Genomic DNA, 21,761 nt, shown 5'->3' with positions numbered 1-21,761 from the left:
TCCGGCTCCGTCCATGCACACGCTCACCGGGCCGGTGGAAGCGCTCGTATTCCCCGCGATGCACCTCGATCAGCGAGTCCGCACCACGCCACCAACCGTCCGCCCGCAGTGCTGCCGTACAGCCGGATCGGCCGCCCGGCGGTCAGGCAGAACTCCTCGTTCGGGCCGACGTAGAACGCGAACGGCACGGACGCCCGCTGCTCCCCCGCCCAGAACCACCAGCCCTGCTCGTCCTCCTCGGGTACGTCCGCAAGAAACGGCTTCGGCCCGCCCTCGTAGTCGTTGGCGGGTGGGAGCACCAGGCCGCCCCACGCCTGCTCGAAGGCGGCCATCCGGTCGATGACTTCCTCAGGTATGCCGTGCTCGCGCCACCAGCTCCGGTTCAACGGTGGCCGAGGTGTCCGCACGCCGTGGATGGCGACGAAGCGGCGCGCCCGGTCGGTCAGTTCGGCGTTCATGCGGCCGAGAGTACGTGGCGGCCGTCAGGGCACATCACTCCCCCGTCCCGGCAGATTCTCAAGTGACCGCGAACTTTGGCTCTTTCTGATCCTGCGTATACCATCCATCTCCACGGATACTGCTGGTCATGAACGGACCAGCAGCTCCGCGGTTCCTCGCTACCCTCGCCGCCTTCGCGGCCGGCGCCTCCCTGCTGACGACCATCCAGGCCACCCCCGCATCCGCCGAAGTCATCTGCGGCACCTACTCCGTCGACGGCGCGATCTGGACCGAGTACACCCAGGCGCCCGGCGTACGGCAGGCCCTCGGCTGTCCCAAGAGCGACGAACTCGGCCTGCCGGACGGGGTCGGCCGCCGGCAGGTCTTCGACAACGGCTCGATCTACTGGAGCCCGGCCACCGGCGCGCACGCCGTGTGGGGGCTCATCGGCGACGAGTGGGGTCAACACGGCTGGGAGGGCGGGTACTTGGGGTACCCGATCAGCGACGAGTTGAAGAACCCCGACGGGGTCGGCGTCCGCCAGCAGTTCCAGGGCGCCACGGTGTACTGGTCCCCCAGCACCGGGGCGCACGCGGTGCACGGCAACATCGGCTGGTGGTGGGGGCAGTACGGGTACGAGCGCGGGACGTACGGCTACCCCACGAGCGACGAGTACAGCACCGGAAACGTCGGCGGCAACGTCGACGACAACAAGGGCGTGCGGCAGGACTTCCAGTCCGGCAAGTACCTGCTGTGGAGCGGCGGCCAGGCCGACGCCTTCGAGGCCTGCCAGTCCGCGTGCATCGGCTACGGCGGCATCACCAACACCAAGTGGGTGGTCAAGACCGAGGTCTACGTCAACTGGACCGACAGCCGCTACACGTCCGTCCACGTCACCCCGACGCCCGCCGCGTTCAAGAAGGTGCTGGGCGGCGACGACGCCGCGAGCGACGTGAACGAGGACTGGCGGCAGGTGTGGTCCAACACCCGGATGTTCCCGGGCGCCACCCAGACCGCGCAGAACTCGACGTACCAACAGCTGCTGTGCCACGCGGAGTTCTCCTACCCCGACACCAGTGGCGGCCACCTCGGCGGTCCGACCTGGGACTTGGAGACCTGGCGCCCCGTCCTCACCGGGAACAGCGACGCCGTCCTCAAGAAGATGCTCGCCTCCAAGTGCAACTGGGACACCGACGGCTGACTACGCGGGCGGCTCGGCGGCCGGGTGCTGCCGGGCCGTCAGGAACTCCTCGCGGATCTCCTTCTCCCCGAAGGGCCACGCCCGTTCGAGCTTCGCCCAGACCAGGTACGCGGCGCCGCCGAGCGCGACCCAGGCGAGCGACCATTCGATCGGGTGGATACCGGGGTTGGCCCGGTCCGCCCAGCCGTAGATGACCAGCCAGCCGATCGCGGCAACGACCGAGGGCACCGGGTAGAGCCACATCCGGTAGGGGCGGGCGAGGGTCGGCTGGCGGCGGCGCAGCACGGTGACGGCGGCGATCTGGGCGAGTGCCTGGACGATCACCATGACGGTGGTGAGCAAGGTGATCAGGACCGTCAGCGGCGGGTGGGCGGCGGAGTTGCCGAGGTGCCGGGCGATCAGGAAGCCGGCGGCGGTGACGGCGCCCATGGTGAGCAGGCCGAGCACGGGGAAGCCGTGCCGGGGGTGGAGCCGGCCGAAGGCGCGGAAGAACATGCCGTCGCGGGCGGCGTCGTAGGGCACCCGGGAGCCGCCGAGCAGTCCGGCGTACACGGAGGCGAAGGCGGTGATCAGGATCAGTCCGGTGACGGTGTCGGCGGCGGCCCTGCCCCAGGTGTGCTCAAGTACGGCTGCGGCGACGGACTTTGAGGCGACGTTGTCCGGGTCGAGCATGTCCTGCCAGTGGACGACGCCGAGCACGCCGATCTGCATCAGCAGGTAGATGGTCATGATGGCGAGGATCGAGAGGATGATCGCCCGGGGCATGGTGCGGCCGGGGTTCTTGATCTCGGCGCCGAGGTAGGAGGCGGTGTTGTAGCCGAGGTAGTCGTAGATGCCGATGGTCAGGCCGGCGGCGAAGCCGATCCAGAACTGTCCATGGGTCAACTCGACGGCGTGGGCGGGCCATTCGAAGGCCATCGAGGGGTGGAAGTCGGTGATCGAGGCGAGGATCACCGCGCCCACCGAGACGATCATCACGCCCCACAGCGCGACGGTCAGCCGCCCGATGTTCTCGACCTTGCGCCACAGCAGCAGCACCACCAGCGCCAGCACGGCGACGCCGACCACGTCGCCCTGCACGGTCGTCATGCCCGGCCACAGGTAGGTGAGGTACTGCACCAGGCCCTGCACGCCGGTCGACATGATGAGCGGGATGAACAGCATCGCCGTCCACACGAACAGGAACGGCATCAGCCGTCCGGTGCGGTACTGGAACGCCTCCCGCAGGTAGACGTAGGTGCCGCCGGCGCCGGGCAGCGAGGCCCCGAGTTCGGCCCAGACCAGGCCGTCGACCAGGGCGAGCAGCGCGCCGGCGATCCACCCGATGACTGCCTGCGGGCCGCCGAACGCGGCGACCATCAGCGGGATGGTGACGAACGGGCCGATCCCGCACATCTGGCTCATGTTGATCGCGGTGGCCTGGAACAGGCCGATTCTCCGGCTGAAACCTGCGGACACTGGACGCTCCGGGGGTGCGGGCGAGTGAAGTGTCCGCCTCAAGTTAAGGACGTTGACCATACCCGTCAATAGTCCGCACAGGAACGCGGAACCGATTCGCCCATGGCACCGCTCCGCCCGCGGCACCGCTCCGCCCGCGGCGCCTACGACCGCTCGCGTCGCTTGAGCTTCGCCCAGATCCGCTCCAGCGCCTCAATGTCCCGGTCGTCGAGCCGGTCGTCGAAGGACTCGGCGAGCGCGGCGCGGCGGGTGGCGTCGGCCTCGGCGAAGGTGTGGCGGCCGGCCGCGGTGAGCGCGATCCGGACGGAGCGGGCGTCGGTCGGCGACGGGAGGCGCTCGACCAGGCCGCGTGCCACCAGCGCGTCGGTGACGCGGGAGACCTGGCTGCGGCTCAGCAGGGTCTTCTCCCCCAGGTCGGAGGCGGCGACCGGCCCGTCCTGGCCGTCCAGCCAGAGCATCACCTCGAACCAGGACAGCGGCAGGTCGTGCGCGCGCCGCAGGGCCCGGTCGGCCTGCGCGGTGAGGGTCACGCCGGCCCAGACGAGGCCGTAGAAGGCGTGGTCGCGGGCGGTGAGTTCCCCCAGGCTGAGGTCGGAGCGTTTCATTCCCCCACCGTACCAATTTGCGTGTGCGCACACACACTCCTATGGTGTGTGCACACACACGCACTATGGAGGCCCCTCGTGAACGAGACCCGCACTGTTCTGATCACCGGCACCTCGTCCGGCATCGGCCTGGCCGCCGCCGTCGCCGCCGCCTCGGCGGGCTTCCAGGTGGTCGCCACCATGCGCGACCCCGCGAAGGCCGGTCCGCTGCGCGAGGCGGCCGAGGCGGCGGGGGTGGCCGGGCGGGTGCAGGTGAAGACGCTGGACGTCACCGACCCGGCCTCGGTCGCCGACTGCGTGGCGGAGGTGGTGGCCGAGCACGGGCGGCTGGACGCGCTGGTCAACAACGCGGGTGCCGGGGTGGTCGGCACCGTCGAGCAGAGCGGCACCGAGCCGTTCCGCCGGGCGATGGAGGTGAACTTCTTCGGCGTGGTGGAGGCGACCCAGGCGGCCATGCCGCACCTGCGGGCCTCCGGCGGCCGGGTGGTCACCGTGACCAGTGTCGGCGGTGTGGTCGGGCAGCCGTTCAACGAGGCGTACTGCGCGGCGAAGTTCGCCGCCGAAGGCTTCCTGGAGTCGCTCGCCCCGGTCGCGGCGAGTGCGGGCGTCAGCGTGACCGTCGTCGAACCGGGCGCGGTGGCCAGCGAGTTCGTCGCAAGCCAGCAGCTCGACATTCCCGCCATGCTGGCCGAGGCCGGCCCGTACGCCCCGGCCATGGAGGCGTACCTCGATCGCGCCCGGGCCTCGTTCGGCAACGCACAGAGCCCCGCCGACGCGGCCGCCCCGATCGTCGCGGCGCTCACCGCCGAGCGGCCGCCGTTCCGGATCCAGACCTCCGAGTCGGCCCGCGGCTTCGTCGGCACCAAGCTGTCCGACCTGGACGGCGCGGCCGTTCAGGAGTTGACCGGAGGCTGGGTCGGGAAGACGTCGTTCCGTTTCTGAGATAACGTCAGGGCCCGTCCGGATCCGGACGTCCCGAGCCGGTGGGTGGAACCTTCGGGCGTGCGACGGCTGTTGGTCCGGCCGACCGTCGCCCCGCTCCCCCGGGCGGGGCGGTAGCCGACAGGAAACGGAGCCCGACCCATGCAGAGCGGCGCGAACCGCACCAGATCAGGTAGAGGGCCGCGGCCCGTCCAGCTGGCGCTGGCCGTGGGGGTGGCCGCGGCAGTGACCGCGGGCATCGCCGTGGTCGGCCCCGAGGGCGAAGCCGCTACCGGCCGGCGTCACGGCGCGGCCTCGGCCCCGCCGTCGACCGCCGGATCCATATCGAACTCCCCTTCCCCGGCGGCGAGTTCCTCGGCCTCCCCGTCCGCGACCGCGCTCCCGTCCGCACCCGGCTCTTCCCCGTCCACCGCCCTCCCGAGCGCGACCGGCACCGCCACCGCCACCTCCCAGGCGGCGCCGAAGCCGTCGCCGACCGCGGCAGCGACCACCGCGCCCGCCACCACCCGGCCGGACCTCACCGACCCGAAGTGGAAGGAGTACGCGCAGGAGTTGGTCTCCAGCGCCGAGAACTCCACCCTCGACTGGCGCTCCCAGTACCCGTACATCGAGGACATCGGCGACGGCAACGGCTACACCGCCGGAATCATCGGCTTCTGCTCCGGCACCGGCGACCTGGCGGACGTGATCACCCGCTACACCGCCCTCAAGCCGGGCAACATCCTCGCCAAGTACCTGCCGGCGCTGGCGCTGCTCGACGGCAGCCCCTCGCACCAGGGCCTCGACCCGACCTTCGTCGGCGACTGGCAGCGCGCCGCGCAGGACCCGGCGCTCCAGCAGGCCCAGAACGAGGAACGCGACCGGCAGTACTTCACCCCCGCGGTGAGTCAGGCCAAGACGGACGGGCTGCACGCGCTCGGCCAATTCGCCTACTACGACGCGCTGGTGGTGCACGGCCCGCAGGGCTTCGCCGCGATCCGCGCCACCGCCCAGACCAAGGCCAGGACGCCCGCGAAGGGCGGCGACGAGACCGCCTACCTGGACGCCTTCCTGGACGCCCGCAAGGCCTACATGCTGGCCGGCAACCCGAACCGCAACACGTCCAGGATCGACACCGAGCAGCGGGTCTTCCTGCGCGCCGGCAACCTCGACCTCCAGCCCCCGCTGAACTGGCAGGTGTACGGCGACAGTTACACCATCCCTGCCTGACAGCCCCACCATCCCGGCCTGACAGCCCCACCGCTCCGCCGGCACCCCGGGATGTCACCCCGGGGTGCCTGGCACCACCAGCCGGTCCAGGTCGGGCGCGGCGCCGGACGGGTTGGCGAAGGTGACGCTGTTGCTGCCCGCCGCCAGCGCGAGCGCCACCGTGACGGTGCCGGGCGCGGTGAAGGCCCCGGTCGGTGCGAAGCTCACGCTCTGCACCGGGCCGCCGTTGACGGAGAGTTCGGCGGTCCGGGCGCCGGCCGACCCGTTGGTGTAGGCGATCTGCACCCGGTACGTCCCGGCGGTGGCGACGATGACGCCGTTGACGGTCAGCGCGCCCGTCCCGGCGGTGACGGTGCCCAGGTAGCCGACCCGGTTCCCGCCGGAGCAGTCCGCGCAGGCGAGCACGGCGGCCCGCCCGGTGCGGGTGTTGGCGGTGGCCTCGGCCTCGTAACTGACGGCGCTGCCAGGGGTGGTGGGCGCGTTCACGGCCTGCTGGAGGGCGGCGCCGATGATCGCGGAACCGGTCATGTCGATGGCGGGCTCGGAGGTCTGCCAGGAGCGCACGTCGTCCACGTACCGGCTGCTGTGGCCGGTGAACGCGTTGAACGGGTCGGCGCCGCCGGGCGGGCAGGCCTTCATGCCGTCCTGGTAGCTGCCGAGTCCGCCGCTGAAGATACTGGACGCGTTGGGCCCGTTGACCACCGCGCCGATCGGGATGGCGCCCGTCCCGTCGGTGGATCCGTTGAGGTTGGCGACCTGGTGCTGGATGCAGTGCGGGAAGGTGGTGCCTTCTCCGACCATGAAGCTGGTGCCCCACGGGTTCGCGCCGAACAGCCAATTGCGTTGCTGAGTGGCGTAGTTGTCGAAGGAGGTGTCGCCGCTGGCCTGCTTGTAGAGCGCCTCGGTGGCGAGCAGGCCGAAGCTGTGCGAGTCGGCGTCGAAGTCGGTGTAGACCCCGCCCGCGTGGAAGATGTCGGCGGCGGCGCGGTCGGCGCCGACCTTGGTCTGCCGCTTCAGGTCGGCGACCAGATCGGCGGAACTGACGGCCAGCCCGCCGGGGTTGCCCGCGCCTGCGATGGCCCGGATCAGGTCGGCGTGGGCGAGCGCGCTGGTGTCGTACAGGTTGAAGGTGTCACCCTTGTCATTGGCCAGGTAGCCCTTGGCCCAGTTGGCGGCGGCGGTCAGATAAGGCGTGGCGTTCTGACCCAACTGCTGGGCGGCGAGGGCGAGTTCGGCGCCACCGAACTCCATGTCGTCGCGCCAGGTGGACTCCGGGTAGTAGTCGTTCGGCGCGGCGGTGGTGAGCGGGTTCGGCGGGGCGGAGGTGTTCGCCAGCGCGTACAGCGAGGTCGCTGCCTGGTAGTACGCCTGCGCCTGGGTCGGGTTGGTGGCCGCGTTCACCTGGGCGGCCAGCGCGAACGCGGCGGAGACCCGCCCGGCCAGGTTCGGACTGACCTGCCCGCCGGGCGTGTTGGCCCGGAACACCGGCCGGTGCGCGGCAGCGTAACGGTCGGCGGACGCACTGTCGGAGTCGTCCCTCTCGGGCAGCCGCCACAGGTCGTGGTCGCCGACGAAGCTGCCGCTCGCATTGCCGGACCCGATACCGACCTGCAGGTACAGCGTCTTGCTCGACTGGTCCCACATCCGGTTCAGCCACGCCGCACCGAACTGCGCCTCCGCACCGAGTGCGGCAGGCGCGCCGCTGCCGAGTGCGCGCTGGGCGGCGAGCAGGACGGCGTCCGCGTAGGCCGTGGTGTGGGTGAACTTCAGATAGTCACCGGCGTCGAACCACCCACCGCTGACGTTCACCGGCCCCGCGATCTTCGACAGGTCGCTGTTGGTGATGACGTCGGAACCACCGCTCTGAAACGACGGGACGGCGTAGACGTTCGCGCTCGCGTCGTTCAGGTGAGCCGGCTTCCGGCCGAGCGGGCCGGCGACGGTGTCGGCGCCGTCGCGCTGGGTCTGGAAGAAGGTGACACCGTCCGCGACGAACTTGCCGTACAGCGCGGCCGGGTCGGCGACCTTGAAGTTCGGCGAGGCGGCGCTGACCCCGCCGGCGACCACCACCCGGTAAGTACCGGGCGCGGTAAGGCCGGTGAGGGTGATCGGGTAGACGGCCGGATACGCGGTGTTCCACGAACCGAGACTGGTCGTGCCGACAGTTCCGGTCCTGACGGTGGCGCCGGACGCATCGACCACGCTATAACTCGCGGACGAGACCGCGGCGCTGGTCATCAGATACGCCTGCTTCGCCTCGCCGGGCAGGAACCCCGCCTGGTCGATCCGCACCACTCCGGTGGTGGCGGCCTGCGCGGGGCCGGCGGCGAGGGTGAGCGGGGTGGCGGTGAGCGCGGCGGCGAGAAGGCCGCCGAGGGCGGCGCGTCGGGCTGGTCTCCTGGGCGTGACCATCAGCAGCTCCCAACAGTTAGGAAGTATTCCTTACCGTCCCAGGAAGCTAGAGCGCTGGCCGGACGCGGTCAAGACTCGACGCGGAGCCGCCGCCCCGTCAATCCGTCGTCGGAGCGGTCAGGTCGAGCGTGAAACTGAACCGATCGCCGCGACACAGCGTGCGAACCAGCTCCAGCGGCCGACCGGCGTCATCGCGGCTGCGGCGGTGGAGCAGCATCGGGAGAGCGGGCGGGGTGCCGAGACGGCGCTCCTCTGCGGTCTCGACCGCCCCGAGCACGAATTGATCGGCCGAACCCCGACCCGCGCAGCGACGGAAACGGCAAGGCCGACCTGCGGATCGCGGAGAGCGAGAACGACCCGAAGACCGCCGCCGACGCCGCCGACTTCCTCGCTCACGGCAACCCGGACGAGGTGTTCCTGCACTTGGACGGCCGCGCAGATCGCCCAGAGCCGGGAGACCAACGTCCGGGCGCGCAACGTGTTCGCGGTCGCCGACTCCGACGAGTGGGACGACAAGGCGCACGGCGCCGGCCAGTTCGACTCGACGCTGATCTCCCCCGCCTACCCGGTGGCCGGACTGAGCCGCGGCACGCTGTCCTTCGCCACCGACTACAAGATCGACGGCCCGCAGACCGGCGACGTGTACGTGGTGTTCGACAACGGCGCCCCGCAGCTGGTCAAGTCCTACCGGGCCGACCTGAACACCGTCGAGCACCTGGCCGTCACCGTTCCGGCGGGCGCGTCCACGGCGCGCTTCCAGTTCCGCTACACCGGCACCAACTCGGCGTTCTGGACGGTCGACCAGGTCGTCTTCAACTGACCGGGCCTATCGCGTCTTGACCACCACGCCGACCGCGAACGCGATCTGATCGTCGGTCAGGTCGGCGCGGGCGGTCAGGCGCAGCCGGGGCACGCCGTCGGGGACGGACGGGGGACGGAAGCAGCCGACCGCGAGTCCTTCGTCGCGGCAGGCGGCGGCCCAGCGCACCGCGTGCTCCGGGTCGTCGGCCCGCACCGACACCACCGCGCCGTCGGGTGCGGTGGCGTCGAGGCCGAACTCGGCCAGGCGGGTGGAGAGTTCGCGGGCCACCCGGAGGGCGTCGTCGGCCCGGCCTGGTTCGGCGCGCAGCAGGCGCAGCGCGCCGAGGGCGGCGCCGACCGCGGCCGGGTTGAGGCCGGTGTCGAAGATGAAGGTGCGGGCGGCGGAGATCAGGTGCCGGATCACCCGTTCGGGGCCGAGCACCACGCCGCCCTGGGAGGCGAGCGACTTGGAGAGCGTCGCGGTGGCGACCACATCGGGCTGGCCGGCGATGCCGAAGGCCGCTCCCGCGCCCGCGCCGCCGGGGCCGAGCACGCCGAGGCCGTGGGCGTCGTCGAGGACGAGTGCGGCGCCGAACTCGCGGGCGGCTTCGAGGTGTTGGTCGAGCGGGGCGGCGTTGCCGTCGACCGAGAACACCGAGTCGGTGACCACCAGGGCGCGCCGCTGAGTGCGGACGGCGAGCGCTTCGCGGACGGACTGCGGGTCGCAGTGCCGGGCCCGGGCGACCTGGCCCTTGGCGAGGCGGCAGCCGTCGATCAGCGAGGCGTGGTTGTGGGCGTCGGAGACGATCAGGGTGTCCGGGCCGGCGAGTGCGGTGAGCACGGCCAGGTTGGCGGTGTAGCCGGAGGAGAACACCAGGGCCGCCTCGTAGCCGCAGAACTCGGCGAGTTCCCGCTCGAGTTCGGTGTGCGCCGCGGTGGTGCCGGTGACCAGGCGGGATCCGGTCGACCCGCCGCCCCAGCGCAACGCGGCCTCGGCGGCCGCGCCCGTGACCGCCGGGTGCCTGGTCAGCCCGAGGTAGTCGTTGGACGCGAGGTCGAGCACCTCGTCCTCGGCGGGACGGCTGCGCAGCCGCCTGGTCAGCCCGGCGGCCTCCCGTTCGGCGGCCGCCGCGTCCACCCAGTCGAACACCGTCTCCGGGCGCGCACCCCGCGTCCCTGTCCTGACCTGCGACTCTTCCATGCCCGGCACTCTGTCACCCTCCCCCGCCCGGGGGCAACGGCCGCCACCCCGATGTGCGCCTTCGCACACGCCGGGGTGGCGGCCACTGCCCGACGGCGAGTCAGTTGCGGTAGCGGAACAGGATCCGGCCTCGGGTCAGGTCGTACGGGCTGACCTCGACCAGCACGCGGTCGAACGGGAGGATCTTGATGTAGTTCTTGCGAATCTTTCCGCTGATGTGGGCGAGCACCTGGTGGCCGTTCTGGAGTTCCACCTTGAAGGTGGCGTTGCGCAGGCACTCCAGTACGGTGCCCTCGATTTCCAGGCCTTTGGCGATACGCGGCAAGACAGCTCGTTTCTCGAGTCGGTGAAGCGAAATGTGGTGGGTGGTGCCGGTGTCAGTGCGGGCGGCGCACCAGTTCGGCGAGGTGGCCCATGCGCCGGGCACCGAAGTGCTCGAACAGGGTGGTGGCGGCGGTGTTGGCCTGGTCGATCTCCGTCCACGCGGATTCGGTGCCGGCCTCGTCGAGCGCGGCCAGCGCGTGCCCGAGCAGGGCCCGCCCCGCCCCGCGCCGCCGGTACTCGGCACGCACGGCGAGCAGCCCGATCCGGGCCCGCCTGCCCCGCGACACCACCCGGATCAGCCCCGCGTACTGCCCGTCCACCAGGGCGACGGCGTACAGCGAAGGATCCACCAACGTGTCCCCCGCCGGGCCGGACCTGAGCTCGACGGGCATCGTGTGCCAGCCGACTTCAGCCTCGACCTGCGCCCGCACCTCACGGTCGAGCTCACGCAGCAGCCGCTCGTCCGCCGTACCGGCAGGAAGAATCGTCACGCCCTCCGGGACCTGGCCACCACCGTCCGTGCGGGTGGGCAACAGGTACTCCCACTCACGCCGCTCGACGGCGAACCCGGCCCGCTCCCAACGGGACGCCAGCTCGGCATCCCCGCCGCCGACCAGCGTGTGCAGCACGCTGCCCGACAGCTCGCCCAGCATCGCCTCGGCAAGCGGGTCGAACGCCTCGTCCTGCCACACGTCGATACTGACGAAGAGTCGGCCGTCGGGCCGCTCGGAGACATCACCGTGGCCGACGATCCGCTCGTCCGCCACCGCCTGCCACTGGGCCTCGTCGACCCGGGAAATCATCACAGTGTTCATGGCTGTCGCCCTTCGAAAGTGCCTGCATACCAAGGCGCTCCCGACAGCAGCTCAATCAGCCGCACACCGTGAGGAAAAGGGGGAGCACCCACCTTGGTCCAGCTCTCATGGGTGTTCACCTCCTCGCGTCCTGTCACGGTGATCCGTACGTTAGCAACCGCCCTTCGCCCCCGCCAAGCGATTTAATTTCCCACCGCGCTGTCCTGTCTCACGTGAGGTTGCCGCTGCCTCACCGGACCTTGGTGGCCCCGGACTTGGTCCCGGTCGTTGTTGCCTGTGAGGGCCAGGCCGGTCGGGCGGCGTCGGAGCCGAGGGCCACGTCCGGCTTCGTTGTGCTGCCGAAAGGTGGCTGGTGGAGCGGACGTTCGCGTGGCTGATGCGCTCACGCCGCCTCGCCCGCGCCTACGAGGCCCGCACCGACACCACCGAGGCGATGGCTCGGTGGTCGATGATCACGGTCATGAGCCGCCGCCTGGCCTGCCGGCGATGCTGAACCGGCCCGGCTGAGCGATCGGTCGCCTTCGAACGTCCGCACGGTGATCGATAGGGTGCGCAGTGACGTACCGCCGCCACCAGCGCGGAGCGGGACCAGGGGCCGCGCCGATCGGGGACGCGATCAACAGCGACACCAACATTGACGCGGTGACCCACCAGTTCGACGGCGAGAAGCTGGCGCCCGCCTACCGGGTGCCGAAGACCCGGATCGAGGAGGCGTTCGGCTGATGGCACGGCGGGGTCCCAAGGCGGAGCAGGCGTACCGCCAACACCTGGTGGGCTGGATGCGGCTGCCGGAGGCGCACCTGGAGCCGGGAGAGCGGCTGTTCGGGGTCTGCGACCTCGGGCTCGACCCGTACCTCCGGCGGGAGCTTCCCCGGCGGTACCGGGTCGAGAAGCCACCGGTGCCCGGCCGCGAGCCGGCCCGGCCCGGCAAGGGGCGGGGCTGTCTGACCGTCCTCCTGCTGCCGTTCCAACTGCTCAACGTGGCGGGTTGGGTAGAGGAGCTCGGCGAGGCGCTGTTCGAGAAGAGCTTCAAGGGGCTCCGCCGGGCGCTTCACGGCAGGCCGCTCGTGGGCGGATGGGGTTCGCTGGCCGGTCGGTTCGTGATCGCGGTCCGCACCGGGCCGCTGCGCCACCGTGCCTTTCGGCACAACCGGGCGCTGCTGGCGGTCACCGAGCGGCGGGTGCTGCTGGTGGACCACGACAACGGTGAGCTGATGGGTGCCTTCGGCCGCGCGGAGCTGCACCGCACCGGCGTCCGCCGCTCCCGCCAGCCCGAGCGGGTGGACCTGGTCTTCGCGGACGGTTCGCTGCTTGCCGTGGTCGCCGACTCCCCGGCCGACGCGGATTCCCTGTCCGCACTGGTCCGGGGGTAGGGAAGAGAGAGGCAGAATCGGCCGCCCGTGCATGCAGTCAGGATCTTGCGGGCGGCTTGGACGTTTGGAGGGCGGTGACGGGTCGGCAGCCCCAGGAGCGTCCGCTCCGCGAGGGCGCGCCGCTGCGTCCCGGTCAGTACCCACAGCCCGTCCTGCTGGGCGCCCACAGCGGCGTCGGTCCAGTCCTCGGCCGCAGCCGGCCGCGCAGCGAAGCATGGTCCGCCGGGCGGTGACGGCCGCGCCGCGAAGCATGGTCCGCCGGGCGGTGACGGCCGCGCAGCGGATTGACGTCCGGATCGAACCGCCACTAGCGTGGTTGCAGTTGGATCGGCGAGGCGACCGTCGCGAAGGGATCATCACGGTGAGCATCAGCAGCAGGAGCGCGGTGGCGATCCACGCACTCACCATGCTGGGGCGCTGGGACCACTCGCTGACATCCGCGGAGATCGCGGAGAGCCTGGCCAGCAATCCGGTTCTGGTGCGGCGGATCCTCGGCAGCCTGCGGGACGCCGGCCTGGTCTCGTCCACCGAGGGGCGCAACGGCGGCTGGTCGCTCGCCCGGCCCGCCCGCGAGATCACGCTCTACGACGCCTACACGGCGGTGGAGGCGGGGCCGATCCTGTCGCGGCACCCGCACCCGCCGAGCGCCGAGTGCGAGGTGGGGCGGAACATGCAGAAGCTGCTCGAGGCGGAGTTCCAGGACGCGGAGCGGGCCATGAAGGAACGGCTCGGGCGGACGACGATCGCCCACCTCGTCCGGCAAGTGCTGGCCAGTGAGCGCGAGCTCGCGCAACGCGTCACCAGTTGATCGATGGCGGAGGCAGTGCCTCCGCCGCTTTTTTGCCCAAACTGTAACTACCATGGTGGCGGTAAGTCACCCGAAGGGCCTCGAATGACTTCCACGTCGACAACGACCGGGCGGACCGGCTCGGGGATGGGCTTACTCGCCGTCCTGATGCCGGCGATCCTCGTCACGGTCACGGCCAGCGACATGGTCAACCTGATGCTTCCGACGATCGGGTCCGAGTTCGGCGCCTCCGAGGCGGAACTCGCCTGGGTCGTCACCGGCTTCCTGCTGATGTTCTCCATCGGGATCCCCCTGTACGGCCGCATCTCGGACCGGGTGAGCCTGCGCCGGCTCTTCGCGTTCGCGCTCCTCAGCTACGCCCTCGGGAGCCTGATCTGCGCGCTCTCCCCGAACCTGGCCGTGCTCGTGGCCGGGCGGATCGTGACGGGCGTCGGCGCGGCCGCGATCCCCGTGCTGTCGGTCATCGCCGTCACGACGCTGCTGCCGCCGGAGCGGCGCGGTGCCGGGATCGGCGTCGTCTCGGCCGGTGCGGGCGTCGGCACCGCCGCCGGGCCGGCGCTGGGCGGCGGCATCGGGGAGGCGCTCGGCTGGCCCGCACTGTTCTGGATCACGCTCGTGGTCTCGCTACTGCTGGTCCCGGCCCTGCGGGTACTCCCGGACGAGGCTCCGCAGGGCTCGGGCCGACTCGACCTCCCGGGCGGCGTCCTGCTCGGCCTCGGGGCCGGTCTCGTCCTGTTCGGCATGACCCGGGCGCAGGTCTCCGGCTTCACCGACCCGCTGTCCTGGGGCAGCCTGCTGGTCGCCGTCGCGGCGCTCGTGGTCTTCGGGGTGCGCACCGTCCGGGTCGATCAGCCGTTCGTTCCGCCGTCGCTGTTCACCGACCGCGTCTACCGGACCGGCATCCTCGTCGCGTTCCTGGCGATGGCCGTCAACCTCGGCGGTCTGGTGTTCGTCCCGCTGCTGCTCGTGGAGGTCAACGAACTCACCCCGGGAAAGGGCGCGTTGGTCATGATCCCGGCCGGCGTCGTGACCGCGCTCCTCTCGCCGTGGATCGGACGCCTCGCCGGCCGCGTCGATGCGCGGGTCCTGGTGCTCCTCGGGCTCGGCCTCATCGGGCTGTTCTCGCTGTTCCTCTCGTCCTTCGCCGGCGGCTCCTCGGTGGTCTTCGCCGGTGCCGGGATCCTCGGGCTGAGCATCGGCTTCATGTTCGTGATGACCACCATCATCGGCGCCGCGGCGAGCGAACTGCCCCCCGAGCAGGTCGGTGCCGGCCTCGGGATCCTCCAGGGGGCCCAGTTCCTCGGGGCCGGTACCGGCCCGGCCGTGTTCGGTGTGCTGGTGTCCGCGAGGCAGCAGAGCGGCAGCGACGCCATCAACCCCCTCTTCTCCGGCCACCACGGCTCGGCCTACTCCGACGTCTTCCTGGCCATGGCCGTGGTCGTCGTCCTCACGCTCGTCCTCGCGTCCCGGATGCGTCCCACACCAGCGGTGGAGGGCGAGGCGGCTCCGGCGGCCTCGTCGGCGCAGGAACTGAACAACGTCCAGTAGGAACAACGTCCAGTAGGAACGCGACTCGTCCCGTCCAGGGCGGGATCTCTTCTGCTGCGCGGAATCTCACGACCCAGTGTTCCGAGGAGGATCACGTGAAGACCGTTGTTGTCACGGGGGGCACTTCCGGTATCGGGCAGGCGCTCGCCAACACCTGTCTCGGCCGGGGCGACCAGGTGGTCGTCATCGCTCCGGACCCGGTGAAGGGGAAGAAGTACCTCGACGCGGCGCAGAAGTCGGGCGCGGCCGACCGCGCCTTCTTCATCGAGGCCGACCTCAGCCTCGTCAGCGAGAACCGGCGCGTCATCGCGGAGATCGAGGACCGGTTCGAGGCGGTGGACGTACTCGTGCTGTGCGCGCGGTACTTCCGCAGCCGTCGGCTGGTCACCTCCGAGGGGATCGAGCACAACTTCGCGCTCTACTACCTCAGCCGGTACCTGCTCGGGTACGGCCTGGCCGACCTGATGAACAAGGCCGAGACGCCGGTCGTGATGAACATCGCCGGTCCCGGCGTAGGGGCGCCGGGCATCCACTGGAACGACCTCGGGCTCGAACGGGGCTACGACGGCTGGTCGGCCATGTTCCAGGGCGGCCGGCTCAACGACCTCCTCGGTGTCTCGTTCGCCGAGGACGGGAGCGCGCGTCGCGCCCGGTACGTGCTGCTGTTCCCCGGTGGGACGCGCACCGGTTTCGCGGGCGAGTTCGACGCCGTCACCGCGGCACACATCGACCGGATGAAGCGGGCCGCGCAGCCGGTCGAGTTCACCGTCCCGCCGATCCTCGAGATCGTCGACTCCCCGCCTCGGGAGCCGCTGAGCGCCTTCGCGGAGGGCACGCACCTCAGCCTGCTGCGCCCTGCGTTCGACAAGGGCGCCGCGGCGCGGCTCGACAGCATCACCAGGGAACTCCTGCGCGAGAAGGCGGGCGCCTCATGACGAACGGCCCGCAGCCGGTGCCCGCTCCGCGCTGATTCGCCGCCCGCCCCCGCGACGGCTGGACAGCCCGCAGCCGGTGCCCGCTCCGCGCTGAATCGCCGCCCGCCCCCGCGACGGCTGGAACGAACCCCCGAAAGCCTCCACAACATCCGCCACCGGCCGGCCGCAGGTGCTGTCGGGGGCGCGTGGCAGGCTTGGCGGGTCGGCGGGGCGGGGAAGGTCCGGGCGAGTGGGAGGGGTTTGCTGATGAGTCGTCATGTCAGGTTGGTGGCACGGGGGTTGGCGGTGTGGTGGCTGTGGATGCCACTGGCCGCCGGGCTGGTGTGGGTGGTCAAGCATGCGGTGTTCGGTGGGTTCGGGCAGCAGGATCAGAGCTATGTGCTGTTGCTGAAGCGGCAGTTCTTCCCGCACGGCGGGCTGGTCGATGCCGCGCCGCTGTTCTGGTTCTGGCTCGCCGTGGGGTTGTGCGGCACGGTCTGGGCGGTGGTGTACGCCGTGGACGAGACGGGGGTGGGCTTCGGCGGTTGGCGGGCGCGCCTCGCGGTCTCGGTGGTGCTGCTGGCGCTGGTCGGTTCGCTGGTGCGGGCCGGCACGGGCGTGTGGGACAACGACAAGGACGCCGGCCGGTTCTACGCGGCGGCGACGGTGCTGGACGTACCTGCGGGTGGAGGGACGCCCCGTTCGGTGCTGCCGGTGACGGAGCACTCCCGGCCCGGTGACGGCGGCCGGTGCGATCTGGTGGGTACGGCGGACGTGCCGGCCTGCGTGAAGACCGCGTCGATGCCGGCCTTCGACTTCGAGGCGCGCACCGCCTCGTACGCGGCGGCAACCAAGGCGCTCACGGACAGCGCCGGTCTCTCCTCGGGCGTTCATCTGATGAACCACAGCCTGCACTACCTCCCCGGCGCAGCCAGTGGCGGCGCGTGGACCGCGGTGCTGGACGGTTCGGGTGAGCAGCCGATGGAGGGCGTCGCGGTCTGGGACGGCAAGTCCAACTCGGTGGTCAGCTGCGCGTTCCGCGGCGACCACGCGTTCAACCGGGCGTTCGGCGGGACGGGCGCGGTCAGCCTGCGTAACCTGCTCGCTGAGAGGTTCCCGGGACTGGTCTACAGCGACCAGGACATCTGGGGCTACTGCGACGGCCCCGACCCGCGTACCGCCCAGCCGGTGGTGGTCATCTCGGTGGCCCGGGAGACCGGTTGGAAGCAGCGCACCGTCCTGGCCCCGGCCGGGGTGCTGGTGCTGCGCGGGTCGTCGAACGGGAAGCCTGACGTGACGTACCGGGCGCAGGTCGAACCGGGCGAGCTGCCGGGGGCGGTGTACCCGGCGTCGGTGGTGCGCTCGCAGATCCACGAGGTGCAGTGGCTGGGCGGCCGCGGCGCGAAGGACGACCAGGGCTTCGGCTTCGCGCACACCTCGGCGGGCACCAACGCCACCAACCCCGGTGAGTTCCTGCTCCGTTCGAAAGCGGACGGCCACCTGTACTACGTGACGCCACTGGTCCCCCGCGAGAGCTCCTCCCAGCTGGTGGTGGCGTTCGCCGTCCTCCAGGCGGACCGGGCCGGCGGCGGCCTCAACGACCTGCACGTGTACGTCCGCAGCGACGACGCCCCCGCCGTGAACCTGGACGTGCTGGCCAGCCGGATGGTCTCCTACATGGCGCAGCAGACCTCGATCACCATCAGCGCCGGCCAGGGCGGCGCACTCCAGGAGATCATCCCGTTCGGCCGGGACATGTGGCGCGGCTTCGTGGACTTCAGCGGCCAGACCCAGGACTACATCGACCTCTCCGGCGACGCCACCGTCACCCCCAACCTGGTCTCCCTCACCGGCCAGATCCCGGCCCCGGGCGGCCAACCCCAACCCCAACCTCAACCCCAGCCCCAGCCCTCGGGCCAACCCACCGCCAACTGCGGCGGCGACCCGAGCCAGCTGACCAACACCCAACTCGCCGCCTGTATCGCCGAGTTGTCGAAGGCCCTGCAGGGCCGGCTGAAGGACTGACGGAACACCCGCCGCGGGCCGGTCATCGTCCCGGCCCGCGGTCGGTGGAGGGGCGAGTGCGGTGAGTCCGCTCTGGGAGTCCGGCGGCGTCGTCGCCGAGCGCATCGTGTCCACGGCGCGGAGGGTCCCTGCCACCCTCGCCAGGTTCGGGCGTCGGTCCGAGATCTGGCAGTTCGACACCGACGCCACCGTCGAGGACGTCCGGGTGATCACCTGCATGGGCGCGGTCCGGCTCGCCCTCGACTCCTCAGCGGCCACCGACTCCGACGATGCGGCCCGAATCCCGGCCGCCGACATCGCCCGGTCCGTCAGCACCCGACCCGCCCACGAACTCCTCACCGCTCTCCCCCGCCATCTCCCGCCCCGTGACCGGCAGTCGGCCGATCGCCTCATCGTCCTCATCGACTCCACGAGCGGCCCGGCGGCCATCCGCTGGGAGCGCCTCTCCGTACCGGTCAGGACTTCACCGCCACCTACGGCCAGACCCACCGGCCGTAAAACCGCCGGTCGGGGCGGATACGGTGAGCGTGATCGAGGAGAGAGGGCGCACGATGACGGTGCCGAGCATCGAGACGGCCAGGATCTGGCAACGCCGGCTGCGGAACGTCGAGCCGGGGCTGACGGACCGCGAACTGGACGCCGTGGAGGCCCGGTTCGGGTTCCGGTTCGCGCCCGACCACCGGGTGTTCCTGGCGGCGGGCCTGCCGACCGGACCGCGCTGGCCGGACTGGCGGCACGGCGATCCGGAGGCACTGCGCGAGCAACTCGCCTGGCCGGTCGAGGGCACGCTGTTCGACGTCCGTAGCAACGGGTTCTGGTATCCGCGCTGGGGTCCGCGGCCGGAGGACGCGTCGGAGCGGGAGCGGGTCGCCCGGGCCGCGCTGGCGTCCGTGCCGCAACTGGTGCCGCTGCATGGCCACCGCTACCTGCCGCCGGCGCCGTTCGGGCCGGGGCACCCGGTGCTGTCGGTGCACCAGACCGACATCATCGAGTACGGCCACGACCTGGCCGACTGGCTGCGCGTCGAGTTCACGAACATGCCCGGCAACCGCAACGCGCGCGCCGTCTTCACCGTCCCGTTCTGGTCGTACTTCGTGGTGGGCGATCCGGAGAGCACCGTCACCACCCCGCACGATCCGACGGCCACCACCGCGGCCGAGGCGGTGGAGTACCTGCGGATGCTGGCGCTGGAACGGCTGGTGGGCCGCCAGGTGTACGACGATCAGCTGATCACAGCGGGCCTGGTGGCGGACGCACTCGGCGTCGACGCGCCCTCACTGCCGCGCCTCGCCCGGCTCCCGGAGAAGGAACACGACCAGGCAGTACCCCTCTTCGAACAGGTGCTGGCCGAACTGCGGCTCTCCGACTCCCTCCCCGCCGACGACACCGACCTGCCGTACGAGCGCGCCCGCTGGGAACTGGTCCGCTGGTGGCTGCGCCTGATCGTGGACGGCGGCCTGCGCGCCTCGACCGGCATCAGCGTGATCACCCACGGCGGCTGGGCCCCACTCGCCCGCCCGGAATCGCTCCGCCCACTGATCGACCTCGGCCCGGAACGCCTCTCCCCGGACGCCCTCAGCCGCACCGACCTGGCCCGCGCGGCCGTCACCGAGGCCCGCCGCCTACTGGCCGGCCCCTGGCCGCCACCGCCCTACTCGCCGTCCGAGCCCGCCGAGCCTGCCGCGCCCGCCGCGCCCGCCGCGCCCGCCGCGCCCTGCTCGTAGGCGGTCATGGTGCGGACGAACAGCGCGCGTTCGGCGGGCGTGAGCGGGGCGAACGCGGCCTGCCAGGCGGCGGCGCCGTTGGCGAGCCAGCGCTCGATCGCGGTGCGGGTCGCGGGGTCGCAGCTGAGCGAGACGATGGTGCGGCGGCGGTCCGAGGGGTCGGGGCAGCGCTCCAGGACGCCCTGGCGGGTCAGGTCGCCGACCATCAAACTCACCGTGGTGGGCGCGACTTCGAGCCGCGCGGCCAGCATCCCGACCGGCATCGGGCCGTCGTACACCAGGTACGAGAGCAGCGACAGGTGCCGGGGCGCGAGCTGGAAGCCGGCCAGCGCGTCGGGAACGGCGATCCGCTTGACCCGCGCCGCCACCCGGGGCATCAGCAGCAGCATGGCCCGCACAGCGTCCGGCGCGGTCAGGCCGCCGTCCCGCTCCTGCTCGGACTCCGCGCGGGCCATCCAACCTCCAAGCGCTGTCCGATTCCTGGCCGCCGGCCCTCACCGTACCGGACGGGCCGGTCAGCGCGGCGGGTGCGGGGCGGACGGCGGCCGCAGGTGGGTCTCCTCGTACGCGAAGTGGGCTTCCAGGCCGTCGGTGAGCCGGTCGAGTTCGGCGCGCAGCTCGGCGACCTCGACGCCGGGGGCCGCCAGCCGCTCCTCGAAGCGGGTGAGCGCTTCGGCGACGGTGCGGTGTTCGACGCGCAGCCGGGCGAGGGCCGGGATCAGCTGGGGGTACTGCTGCTCGAAGGCGGTGAAGGCGCCCTCCTCGCGGGTGTGGTGCATGCCGAGGCCGTAGCAGAACTTCAGGCAGTGCTCGCGCAGTTGGGCGGCGAGGTCGGGTCCGGGCACGGGGCCGGCGCCGTCCAGGCGGGTGCGCAGCTCGGCGAGCTGGCGGCGCAGGTCCTCGTGGTGGAGCCGGAGTTGCTCGATCACCCGGCCGGCGAGTGCGGGGTCGGCGGAGAGGTCGAGCGGGTGCAGCGCGAGGACCGGGATGGTGCGGTCGGTGCGCTCCTCGAAGGTGGCGAACGACGGTACGCGGCGGGCCTGTTCGGCGTACTGGTGGTCGCGTTCGGCGGGGCCGAGTTCGACGGGGCGGACCGAGAGGGTGGTCACCCCGCCCTCGCCGTCGGGGAGTTCGACGATGCCGCCGCCCGCGGCGATCAGGTTGCGGTACCACTGGGGGTGCGCGGCGTCGCCCCCGTTGGAGCCGAACACCAGGTAGCGGCCGCCGTCCTGGTGGTAGACGAGCGGTGTGGTGCGGGGCTGGCCGGTGCGTCGTCCGGCGGTGGTGAGGAGCAGGATCGCGGGGAAGTCCTCGACGTGTCCGCCCTGCGCCCGGAATTTCCTGATGACCCGCTGGTTGAAGCTCTCGTCCATGGCTCTCCCCCACTCCGGATTATGTTTGCAAGCAAAGATAATCTAGGCAGACCTCCGGCATCGGGTCAACACCCCACCCGGGACATCGACTTGAGGACGGATCAGAAGTCGTAGACCGTCACGGCCGTCCCGCGCGCGGTGAGCCGCGCGGCCACCAGCGGCTCGACGCGCTCCCACCGTCCGCCCGCCAGCCCGCACCCGATCCGCGGCATGTGGACGGAGGCGCCGAGGCGGCGGGCATGGCCGCCGAGGGTGGCGAGGGCGGTGTCGATGGCCTCGTAGCGGACGGGGACGCCGGTGGAGCGGCCGGTCCTGATGCCGCGCTGGCCGACCATGTTCGCCACCCACAGGTACGACTCGACCTGCACCAACTGCACCGCACCGAGCCCGAAGTCGTTCCCCGCCCGCTCCCGGTGCCACCGCCGGTACGCGGCCTCCGGTTCGGGCCACCGCCGCGACAGGGCGAGCACGAATCCCTTGCCCCACCCACCGAGGTCGTTGCAGACGTGCGCGATGATCCGCACGCCCTTGCCCTGCGGCGCGGTGGCGTCGCCGCGCAGATAACTGATCGTCTGTTCCATCCGGGCAGC

General features: G+C 71.5%; 22 protein-coding genes and 1 pseudogene. 12 read left to right on the top strand and 11 right to left on the bottom strand.

Going from position 1 to position 21,761, the window contains the following annotated elements:
* Window positions 1-23 precede the first annotated feature (23 nt).
* A complete protein-coding gene (locus ACFYS8_RS15750; protein WP_387641127.1) occupies window positions 24-458 on the bottom strand; it encodes a hypothetical protein in 435 nt (144 codons plus the stop codon).
* A 128-nt stretch (window positions 459-586) separates the two neighbouring features.
* Between ACFYS8_RS15750 and ACFYS8_RS15745 the strand changes: the two genes are divergently transcribed.
* Window positions 587-1,639 carry a DUF2599 domain-containing protein gene (locus ACFYS8_RS15745; RefSeq protein WP_387641125.1) on the top strand — a complete coding sequence of 351 codons (1,053 nt, stop codon included), beginning with the start codon at window positions 587-589 and terminating at the stop codon, window positions 1,637-1,639.
* Here ACFYS8_RS15745 and ACFYS8_RS15740 read toward each other — a convergent pair whose 3' ends face one another.
* Together ACFYS8_RS15740 and ACFYS8_RS15735 are read right to left on the bottom strand one after the other, a co-directional pair.
* Window positions 1,640-3,157, bottom strand: a complete 1,518-nt coding sequence (locus ACFYS8_RS15740; protein ID WP_387641123.1) for an APC family permease — start codon at window positions 3,155-3,157, stop codon at window positions 1,640-1,642. It abuts the gene before it with no gap.
* Between the two features lie 83 nt (window positions 3,158-3,240).
* The gene (locus tag ACFYS8_RS15735; protein ID WP_387641120.1) at window positions 3,241-3,702 is read right to left on the bottom strand and encodes a MarR family winged helix-turn-helix transcriptional regulator; all 462 of its coding nucleotides are present in this window, start codon (window positions 3,700-3,702) and stop codon (window positions 3,241-3,243) included.
* Window positions 3,703-3,780: 78 nt separating this feature from the next.
* Here ACFYS8_RS15735 and ACFYS8_RS15730 point away from each other — a divergent pair, with 78 nt between their 5' ends.
* Window positions 3,781-4,644, top strand: a complete 864-nt coding sequence (locus ACFYS8_RS15730) for an SDR family NAD(P)-dependent oxidoreductase (protein WP_387641118.1) — start codon at window positions 3,781-3,783, stop codon at window positions 4,642-4,644.
* Between the two features lie 321 nt (window positions 4,645-4,965).
* Entirely contained in the window at window positions 4,966-5,853 is an 888-nt protein-coding gene (locus ACFYS8_RS15725) for a chitosanase (RefSeq protein WP_387642142.1), read from the top strand.
* A 54-nt stretch (window positions 5,854-5,907) separates the two neighbouring features.
* On the opposite strand, the gene ACFYS8_RS15720 is transcribed toward ACFYS8_RS15725, so the two are convergent.
* Together ACFYS8_RS15720 and ACFYS8_RS15715 are read right to left on the bottom strand one after the other, a co-directional pair.
* Entirely contained in the window at window positions 5,908-8,265 is a 2,358-nt protein-coding gene (locus ACFYS8_RS15720; RefSeq protein ID WP_387641115.1) for a glycoside hydrolase family 9 protein, read from the bottom strand.
* Window positions 8,266-8,362: 97 nt separating this feature from the next.
* Window positions 8,363-8,509: pseudogene (locus ACFYS8_RS15715) on the bottom strand (GntR family transcriptional regulator); the annotation flags it as partial.
* A gap of 234 nt (window positions 8,510-8,743) precedes the next feature.
* On the opposite strand from ACFYS8_RS15715, the gene ACFYS8_RS15710 reads away from it, so the two are divergent.
* Window positions 8,744-9,085, top strand: coding sequence for a hypothetical protein (locus tag ACFYS8_RS15710; RefSeq protein WP_387641113.1), 342 nt, complete (start codon window positions 8,744-8,746; stop codon window positions 9,083-9,085).
* Between the two features lie 6 nt (window positions 9,086-9,091).
* Here the strand turns inward: ACFYS8_RS15710 and ACFYS8_RS15705 are convergent, their stop codons facing one another.
* From ACFYS8_RS15705 to ACFYS8_RS15695, 3 genes are all read right to left on the bottom strand, one after another.
* Window positions 9,092-10,267, bottom strand: a complete 1,176-nt coding sequence (locus tag ACFYS8_RS15705) for an 8-amino-7-oxononanoate synthase (RefSeq protein ID WP_387641110.1) — start codon at window positions 10,265-10,267, stop codon at window positions 9,092-9,094.
* Between the two features lie 100 nt (window positions 10,268-10,367).
* A complete protein-coding gene (gene infA / locus ACFYS8_RS15700; protein WP_043911924.1) occupies window positions 10,368-10,592 on the bottom strand; it encodes a translation initiation factor IF-1 in 225 nt (74 codons plus the stop codon).
* A 52-nt stretch (window positions 10,593-10,644) separates the two neighbouring features.
* Window positions 10,645-11,406, bottom strand: a complete 762-nt coding sequence (locus ACFYS8_RS15695; protein ID WP_387641107.1) for a GNAT family N-acetyltransferase — start codon at window positions 11,404-11,406, stop codon at window positions 10,645-10,647.
* A 352-nt stretch (window positions 11,407-11,758) separates the two neighbouring features.
* Between ACFYS8_RS15695 and ACFYS8_RS15690 the strand changes: the two genes are divergently transcribed.
* The 8 genes from ACFYS8_RS15690 (at window position 11,759) to ACFYS8_RS15655 (ending at window position 19,798) form a co-directional block, all read left to right on the top strand.
* Complete coding sequence (locus ACFYS8_RS15690; RefSeq protein WP_387641104.1) at window positions 11,759-11,899, top strand: hypothetical protein; 141 nt, start codon at window positions 11,759-11,761, stop codon at window positions 11,897-11,899.
* Window positions 11,900-11,961: 62 nt separating this feature from the next.
* Entirely contained in the window at window positions 11,962-12,129 is a 168-nt protein-coding gene (locus ACFYS8_RS15685; protein WP_387641101.1) for a hypothetical protein, read from the top strand.
* Window positions 12,129-12,779 (top strand): hypothetical protein, encoded by a 651-nt coding sequence (locus tag ACFYS8_RS15680; protein ID WP_387641099.1) that lies wholly within the window; start codon window positions 12,129-12,131, stop codon window positions 12,777-12,779. The genes ACFYS8_RS15685 and ACFYS8_RS15680 overlap by 1 nt, the downstream gene beginning before the upstream one ends.
* Window positions 12,780-13,140: 361 nt before the next feature.
* The gene (locus ACFYS8_RS15675) at window positions 13,141-13,587 is read left to right on the top strand and encodes an RrF2 family transcriptional regulator (protein WP_387641097.1); all 447 of its coding nucleotides are present in this window, start codon (window positions 13,141-13,143) and stop codon (window positions 13,585-13,587) included.
* Window positions 13,588-13,671: 84 nt separating this feature from the next.
* Window positions 13,672-15,135 carry an MFS transporter gene (locus ACFYS8_RS15670; protein ID WP_387641094.1) on the top strand — a complete coding sequence of 488 codons (1,464 nt, stop codon included), beginning with the start codon at window positions 13,672-13,674 and terminating at the stop codon, window positions 15,133-15,135.
* A 95-nt stretch (window positions 15,136-15,230) separates the two neighbouring features.
* The gene (locus tag ACFYS8_RS15665) at window positions 15,231-16,070 is read left to right on the top strand and encodes an SDR family NAD(P)-dependent oxidoreductase (protein WP_387641091.1); all 840 of its coding nucleotides are present in this window, start codon (window positions 15,231-15,233) and stop codon (window positions 16,068-16,070) included.
* Between the two features lie 246 nt (window positions 16,071-16,316).
* Window positions 16,317-18,074 (top strand): hypothetical protein, encoded by a 1,758-nt coding sequence (locus tag ACFYS8_RS15660; RefSeq protein WP_387641088.1) that lies wholly within the window; start codon window positions 16,317-16,319, stop codon window positions 18,072-18,074.
* Window positions 18,075-18,625: 551 nt separating this feature from the next.
* Entirely contained in the window at window positions 18,626-19,798 is a 1,173-nt protein-coding gene (locus ACFYS8_RS15655) for a hypothetical protein (RefSeq protein ID WP_387641086.1), read from the top strand.
* Here ACFYS8_RS15655 and ACFYS8_RS15650 read toward each other — a convergent pair.
* From ACFYS8_RS15650 to ACFYS8_RS15640, 3 genes are all read right to left on the bottom strand, one after another.
* Window positions 19,726-20,253 (bottom strand): MarR family winged helix-turn-helix transcriptional regulator, encoded by a 528-nt coding sequence (locus ACFYS8_RS15650; protein ID WP_387641084.1) that lies wholly within the window; start codon window positions 20,251-20,253, stop codon window positions 19,726-19,728. The genes ACFYS8_RS15655 and ACFYS8_RS15650 overlap by 73 nt on opposite strands.
* Window positions 20,254-20,313: 60 nt before the next feature.
* A complete protein-coding gene (locus ACFYS8_RS15645) occupies window positions 20,314-21,171 on the bottom strand; it encodes a nitroreductase/quinone reductase family protein (RefSeq protein ID WP_387641082.1) in 858 nt (285 codons plus the stop codon).
* Between the two features lie 101 nt (window positions 21,172-21,272).
* Window positions 21,273-21,752, bottom strand: coding sequence for a macro domain-containing protein (locus ACFYS8_RS15640; RefSeq protein ID WP_387641079.1), 480 nt, complete (start codon window positions 21,750-21,752; stop codon window positions 21,273-21,275).
* Window positions 21,753-21,761: the final 9 nt, after the last annotated feature.

Origin of the sequence: Kitasatospora sp. NPDC004615 (genome assembly GCF_042873545.1) — a bacterium.
In the GTDB taxonomy this organism is placed as follows: Bacteria; Actinomycetota; Actinomycetes; order Streptomycetales; family Streptomycetaceae; genus Kitasatospora.
The sequence above is the reverse complement of the archived record's forward strand: the minus strand, read 5'-3'. Positions and strand labels throughout refer to the sequence as shown.